The organism is Phormidium sp. CCY1219 (assembly GCF_035615515.1).
Classification (GTDB): Bacteria; Cyanobacteriota; Cyanobacteriia; order Cyanobacteriales; family Laspinemataceae; genus CCY1219.
In genome coordinates, this window is the sequence record NZ_JAJENT010000774.1 from 1 (window position 1) to 5450 (window position 5450).

At 47.7% G+C, this 5450-nt stretch carries 6 protein-coding genes and 1 pseudogene; 6 read left to right on the forward strand and 1 reads right to left on the reverse strand.

Annotated elements, in window-relative coordinates; all coding sequences use genetic code 11:
• Window positions 1-148: 148 nt before the first annotated feature.
• The 6 genes from LKK83_RS23315 (at window position 149) to LKK83_RS23340 (ending at window position 4614) form a co-directional block, all read left to right on the forward strand.
• Window positions 149-889, forward strand: a complete 741-nt coding sequence (locus tag LKK83_RS23315; protein ID WP_324633783.1) for a hypothetical protein — start codon at window positions 149-151, stop codon at window positions 887-889.
• Window positions 890-1007: 118 nt separating this feature from the next.
• Window positions 1008-1871, forward strand: coding sequence for a restriction endonuclease (locus tag LKK83_RS23320; RefSeq protein ID WP_324633784.1), 864 nt, complete (start codon window positions 1008-1010; stop codon window positions 1869-1871).
• Window positions 1872-2258: 387 nt separating this feature from the next.
• Window positions 2259-2393 (forward strand): hypothetical protein, encoded by a 135-nt coding sequence (locus tag LKK83_RS23325; RefSeq protein WP_324633785.1) that lies wholly within the window; start codon window positions 2259-2261, stop codon window positions 2391-2393.
• Window positions 2394-2867: 474 nt separating this feature from the next.
• On the forward strand, window positions 2868-3065 hold the full coding sequence (locus tag LKK83_RS23330) for a hypothetical protein (RefSeq protein WP_324633787.1): 198 nt from the start codon (window positions 2868-2870) through the stop codon (window positions 3063-3065).
• Window positions 3062-3469 (forward strand): type II toxin-antitoxin system VapC family toxin, encoded by a 408-nt coding sequence (locus LKK83_RS23335; protein WP_324633788.1) that lies wholly within the window; start codon window positions 3062-3064, stop codon window positions 3467-3469. Before LKK83_RS23330 ends, LKK83_RS23335 begins: the two co-directional genes overlap by 4 nt.
• A gap of 119 nt (window positions 3470-3588) precedes the next feature.
• Window positions 3589-4614 (forward strand): hypothetical protein, encoded by a 1026-nt coding sequence (locus LKK83_RS23340; RefSeq protein WP_324633789.1) that lies wholly within the window; start codon window positions 3589-3591, stop codon window positions 4612-4614.
• Between the two features lie 56 nt (window positions 4615-4670).
• On the opposite strand, the pseudogene LKK83_RS23345 reads toward LKK83_RS23340, so the two are convergent.
• Window positions 4671-5450 (reverse strand): annotated as a pseudogene (locus LKK83_RS23345) (WD40 repeat domain-containing protein); the annotation flags it as partial.

The following is a 5450-nucleotide window of genomic DNA, read 5'->3' on the forward strand; positions in this document are numbered from 1 at the left end:
GAGGATATGATACCCCATCATATCCGAGGGGTCGCCTCACTCAAAAACGCGAAACCCAGATCTCAAAGGTCTGGGCGGAGAAGCCCGCGCCGTACCGCCTAAGTGGTCGGCGTCGGGAGTACGTCACAATAATGACAGTGTTGAGGGTATGACTATGGGTGTAGGCCGATCGCTCCTAAAACTAAGCATCGGTGGCGGCTGCGTCTTTGGTAGCCTAGCCTTTCCCCCCTTACTCGCCGGAGAAGGAATTGTTTTGGGGACAGTCTTGGCAACCACATTAGGGAGTGTCGCGGCTGGCAATACCGCCAATGCCATTGATGCCTTAATCGATGGAGGAGAGGGGGGAGTCTCCCTAGAAAATCATGATTTAACGAAGGCAGTCGGGAAAGCCATAGCCGCCGTCATCACCCTCGCAGCCAAACAATACCCAGGCAAAACCCGCCAATCTCTCGAAAAAATCGCCGCCCAAGCTAAGGATAATTGGGTCAAAATCGCCCAACAGGAACTCACCCAGCAACGTTACCCCGAACTACGAGAAGCCCAACTCGACCAATTCCTCACCCCCGAAGAATACCAACTCACCCAACAAGGCAACCTCACCGCTACCGAATGGGGGGATATTTTTATCCGCCTCAACATGGCAGCTTGTAAAGGGGGTGGCTTTCCCATTCCCGCCGAGGTGCGTCAACAAGTCGCCGATTTACTCCATACCACCTTCCCCAAAGCCTTGCGAGAAACCCTCAAAGAAGACTTTGCCAACGATGGAAAAGCCTTTGCGGGATTAACCTTGCAGTTACTGACGGGAATGCAGGCACAACTGAGTCAACTGCAAGCCAATCCAGGGGAGGTCAATGTTGAGGAATTCAGCCAAATCCTGCAACAGTTTTAGAAATTAGAAACCCAATTTACCCTTTGAGGCGGATCAGATGGAAACCTTTATCCGACGATTCTTTGCTCAGATTGATTAAAAATTGTAAGATTTACATTACATTTAAGCCCCGATTATTATGAGTGTTCAAAAATTGTCTTCCTCCTCTGTTCCGACATTTCATGCAATGTTGATTCCCACGCTGGTCGGATTAAAAAATCTGGGGGGTTCCGGCACCGTTCAAGAAATTTATGAGCAGGTGGTGCAAATTCTCAACCTGCCTGATGAAATCCTCGAAATTCCCCACGGCAAAACTTCCACCAGTGAAGTTGAGTATCGTTTAGGGTGGAGTCGTACCTATTTGAGAAAATATGGACTTTTGGAAAATTCAGCACGGGGAGTGTGGTCATTATTATCCATTGCCGATGATTTTGAGCATCTTGAGCCAAAAGAAATTGTCAAAGTTGTTCAAAAGGCGGAAAAAAGCAAAGTTGATGCTTCCGATCGCATGATAGAAACGATGGAGGAAAGCACAGAGGAACTCGAATGGCAGGATCAGTTACATGGAATGCTGTTGAATCTTGAACCTGCTGCTTTTGAGCGCTTGGTGCAACGTTTACTCCGAGAATCTGGTTTTATCCAAGTGCAAATCACAGGAAAATCAGGAGATGGGGGTATTGATGGGGTTGGGATTGCGCGGATTAATGGTTTCTTGAGCTTTCATGTTCTTTTTCAGTGTAAGCGTTATCAAGGTTCGGTCACGGCGGGTCAGATTCGAGATTTTCGGGGAGCGATGCAAGGGCGCACCGATAAAGGACTATTTGTGACGACGGGTACATTTACGCGAGATGCTGTCAAGGAAGCGACCCGTGATGGTGCGCCACCGATTGATTTAATTGATGGTGAGCAGTTGGTTCAACGGTTGAAAGAATTGAGATTGGGGGTCAAGATTACGATGATTGAGGCGGTGGAAATTGATACCGCTTGGTTTGAGAAAATCTAAAAACTTTTTGGAGTCAATCGAGAACGCATCCTGGCCATTGGATTCGCCGATTAGGAAATGCATCGATAAAATCTACGAATAAAAACTCTAATATCGTGTATTTTATAAAAATAATACTTATTATAATAAGTGCATTTAGTAAACTTATAGTCATTTCAATTGTGCTTGATACAATTGAAATGACTATACATACGTTTTTTGGATGTGTTCTGGATTGGGTATGATTATGAATAACATTTGGGTGGGGTTTGATATGGATTGTTATCCCTTTTTTATGTTTGATGTCAATCGGAATAACACACAAAATCATAACCGGTCTAAATATATTTGGCGAAGTTAGTGGTATTGTTCCATTCATAATACTATCCATCCTAGCAGGTGTTATTTTTGGTTATGTTTTTAAGCTGCTTTTTTGACTACGATATTAATCGCCTCATCCTGCAACGAGTCGGCAACCGCTACCGCTTTATCCATCGCCTCGTGCAAGAACACTTCGCCAACCTAGAAATCCAGAAGGAGTAAAACCCAATCAAAGAAAACCCTTTCTCAAAGAAACCCGGTTTCTGGCAACTTAGCTACAATAGTAATCACCCCTTTAGCCCCTCCTCAACTTAAATCAGTTTAAGGATGAGTTGGCGTAAATCAGGTATAATTAGATATTAATCACAAATCAGAGGGATTCATGCTGAACATACAACTAGACCCCGAAACCGAAGCCCGTTTAGTGGAAATTTTAGCCCAGGAAAAAACGACCAGCGATGAATTGATTAAACGCTTGTTTTATTAATGATGAGGATAACAAGAAAAAAATTAGTTTTAGGGAGAATTTTTACTATGAAAATCAAACTCAAATCAAAAACCGATCCTGAAGGTAAGTAATCATGTAGGGTGCGTTCCCAGCGATCTATAATCGATTAAGGCAGTTAGTGACGGTTGGGAACGCACCAACGATCGATCGACGAGTCAAATCAGGAGTAAACATTCAAGGAAAAAATCATGCCCATTATTAAAATTTCTAAGCAATATTTAATTGACCAAAATGAGGAATTTATTACCGTGGATGTGCCTGCTTCAGTGGTCGCGCTCTGGCAACGGGATTATGCCAAGGTTGCCAAAGCCAAGGGATTGCTAAAAGATAAGCGAGACAAAATGCGGGCGCATCTCGACACAATCCGTCAGGAGTGGGAGCGGTGAAATATCTCTACGACACCAACATTTTTATTGACTACTTGGCTGAAGAACCAGCCATCTTGCCATTTTTCTCAGAATCATTTCTCAGCCAAAATGAGGTAATTACTTCCTGCATTGTCCGAATTGAGTTGCTGAGTTTTCCAGAATTATCCAATGAAGAAGAAGCGGTCATTGCTGATTTGTTGATGCAGTTTGAACAAGTCCCCCTACTGCCCCAAATTGAAGATCGCACTATTCAATTACGGCGACATCACCGCCTCAAACTTCCCGATGCCCTGATTGCGGCAACTGCATTGCACTGCTCTGCTTGTGTGATGACTCGAAATGTGGATGATTTCAAGCGCGTGCCTGATTTAACATTGTGCAATCCCTTTGAAGGGGTGAAGGAGGGTAATGATACAGATTAACTATTCCCCACCCAACTGCACCGCCAAATCATTTGCATCGATTTCTTGAAAAAAATAGGTTCCCCAGTTCCTACATAGAAACCCGGTTTTTGGGGCAAAATAATGACAGTGTTGAGGGTATGACTATGGGTGTCGGGCGATCGCTCCTAAAATTAACTATCGGTGGCGGCTGCGTCTTTGGTAGCCTAGCCTTTCCCCCCTTACTCGCCGGAGAAGGAATTGTTTGGGGGACAGTCTTGGCAAATGCCCTAGGGAGTGTGGCTGCGGGCAATACTGCCAATGTCATTGATGCCTTAATCGATGGAGGAGAGGGGGGAGTTTCCCTAGAAAATCATGATTTAACCAAAGCAGTCGGGAAAGCCATAGCCGCCGTCATCACCCTCGCCGCCAAATCACAGCGCGGCAAAACCCGCCAACATCTCGAAAAAATCGCCGCCCAAGCCAAGGACAACTGGGTAAAAATCGCCCAACAGGAACTCACCCAGCAACGCTACCCCGAACTGCGAGAAGCCAAACTCGATCGATTCTTCACCCCGGAAGAATACCAACTCACCCAACAAGGCAACCTCACCGCTACAGAATGGGGGGATATCTTCATCCGCCTTAACATGGCAGCCTGTAAAGGGGGCGGCTTTCCGATTCCCTCCGAGGTGCGTCAACAAGTCGCCGAGTTACTCCATACCACCTTCCCCAAAGCCTTGCGAGAAACCCTCAAGGAAGACTTTGCCAAGGATGGAAAAGCCTTTGCGGGATTAACCTTGCAGTTATTGACGGGAATGCAGGCACAACTGAGCCAACTGCAAGCCAATCAAGAGGGGGTCAATGTTGAGGAGTTCAGCCAAATCCTGCAACAGTTTCAGGAATTGGAAACCCAGTTACGGGGAACGGTTGCCCAGCAGCAGGCGTTTTTTACCGATATTTCCGGCAGGATTGATTCCGGTTTTGCGGAAGTCTGTCAACGATTGGGGGTGATGGAAACCACCATCAGCGAATTGTTACAAACCCTAGAGGAACGCCTAGAGGAGTTGCGCCAAGAAGTGACGGAATTTCGTCAAGAGGTGCGGCAGGAGTTCCAGTCGCTGCACGATCGACCGGGGGGCGACAGTTCTCTAAACAGGAGTATCGCAATCGTCAAACTATCTTGACTCAGATGCGGACAGAGGTAGAAAGCCGTTTAACCCAGTCGTTACACCGGGCGGCGTTACTCAATTTGGGCAAGGAACAGCAACCCCAGCAGGTGCAACGTCCCCGCCAAATCCCCCGCCACCACCGTCACCCCATCCGGTGCAATGGCACAGCAAAGCATTTCAGCTTCCCCGGTAAACGTAGCTAACACTTCTGCACTAGCCAAATTCCACAACTTCAATGTTTTATCCGATGATGCCGATACCACTTGTTTGCCATCGGAGGCGATCGCTACTGCATTTACCGAGCCACTATGCCCTGTGAGGGTGGCGAGTTCCGTCCCCCTCTCCAAATCCCACAGTTTCAAGGTGTTATCCCCCGATGCCGAGACCGCTCGTTTCCCGTCGGGGGTAATGGCTACTGCATTTACCGAGCCACTATGCCTTGTGAGGGTGGCGAGTTCCGTCCCCCTCTCCAAATCCCACAGTTTCAGGGTTTTATCCTTGGATGCCGAGACGGCTCGTTTCCCGTCCGGGGCGATCGCGACTGCATTTACCCACGCACTATGCCCGCTGAGGGTGGCCAGTTCCATCCCGGTCTCCAAATCCCACAGTTTCAGGGTGTAATCCTCCGAATGCCCATGGAATTCTCCTCGGATCCACTCCACATCCCGCAGTTTCAGGGTTTTATTCTCCGATAGTACCGGGTCACTGTGCCCTCTGAGGGTGGCGAGTTCCATCCCGGTTTCCAAATCCCACAGTTTCAGGATTTGATCATCGGATGCCGAGACGGCTCGTTTCCCGTCGGGGGCGATCGCTACTGCTGTTACCCTCCCACCATCCTCGGTCAAGGTGGT

Bases quoted from the DNA above. Each gene is read 5' to 3' on its own strand.
- LKK83_RS23330 (WP_324633787.1), top strand. From the start codon at position 2,868: ATGCCCATTATTAAAATTTCTAAGCAATATTTAATTGACCAAAATGAG.
- LKK83_RS23315 (WP_324633783.1), top strand. From the start codon at position 149: ATGACTATGGGTGTAGGCCGATCGCTCCTAAAACTAAGCATCGGTGGC.
- LKK83_RS23340 (WP_324633789.1), top strand. From the start codon at position 3,589: ATGACTATGGGTGTCGGGCGATCGCTCCTAAAATTAACTATCGGTGGC.
- LKK83_RS23320 (WP_324633784.1), top strand. From the start codon at position 1,008: ATGAGTGTTCAAAAATTGTCTTCCTCCTCTGTTCCGACATTTCATGCA.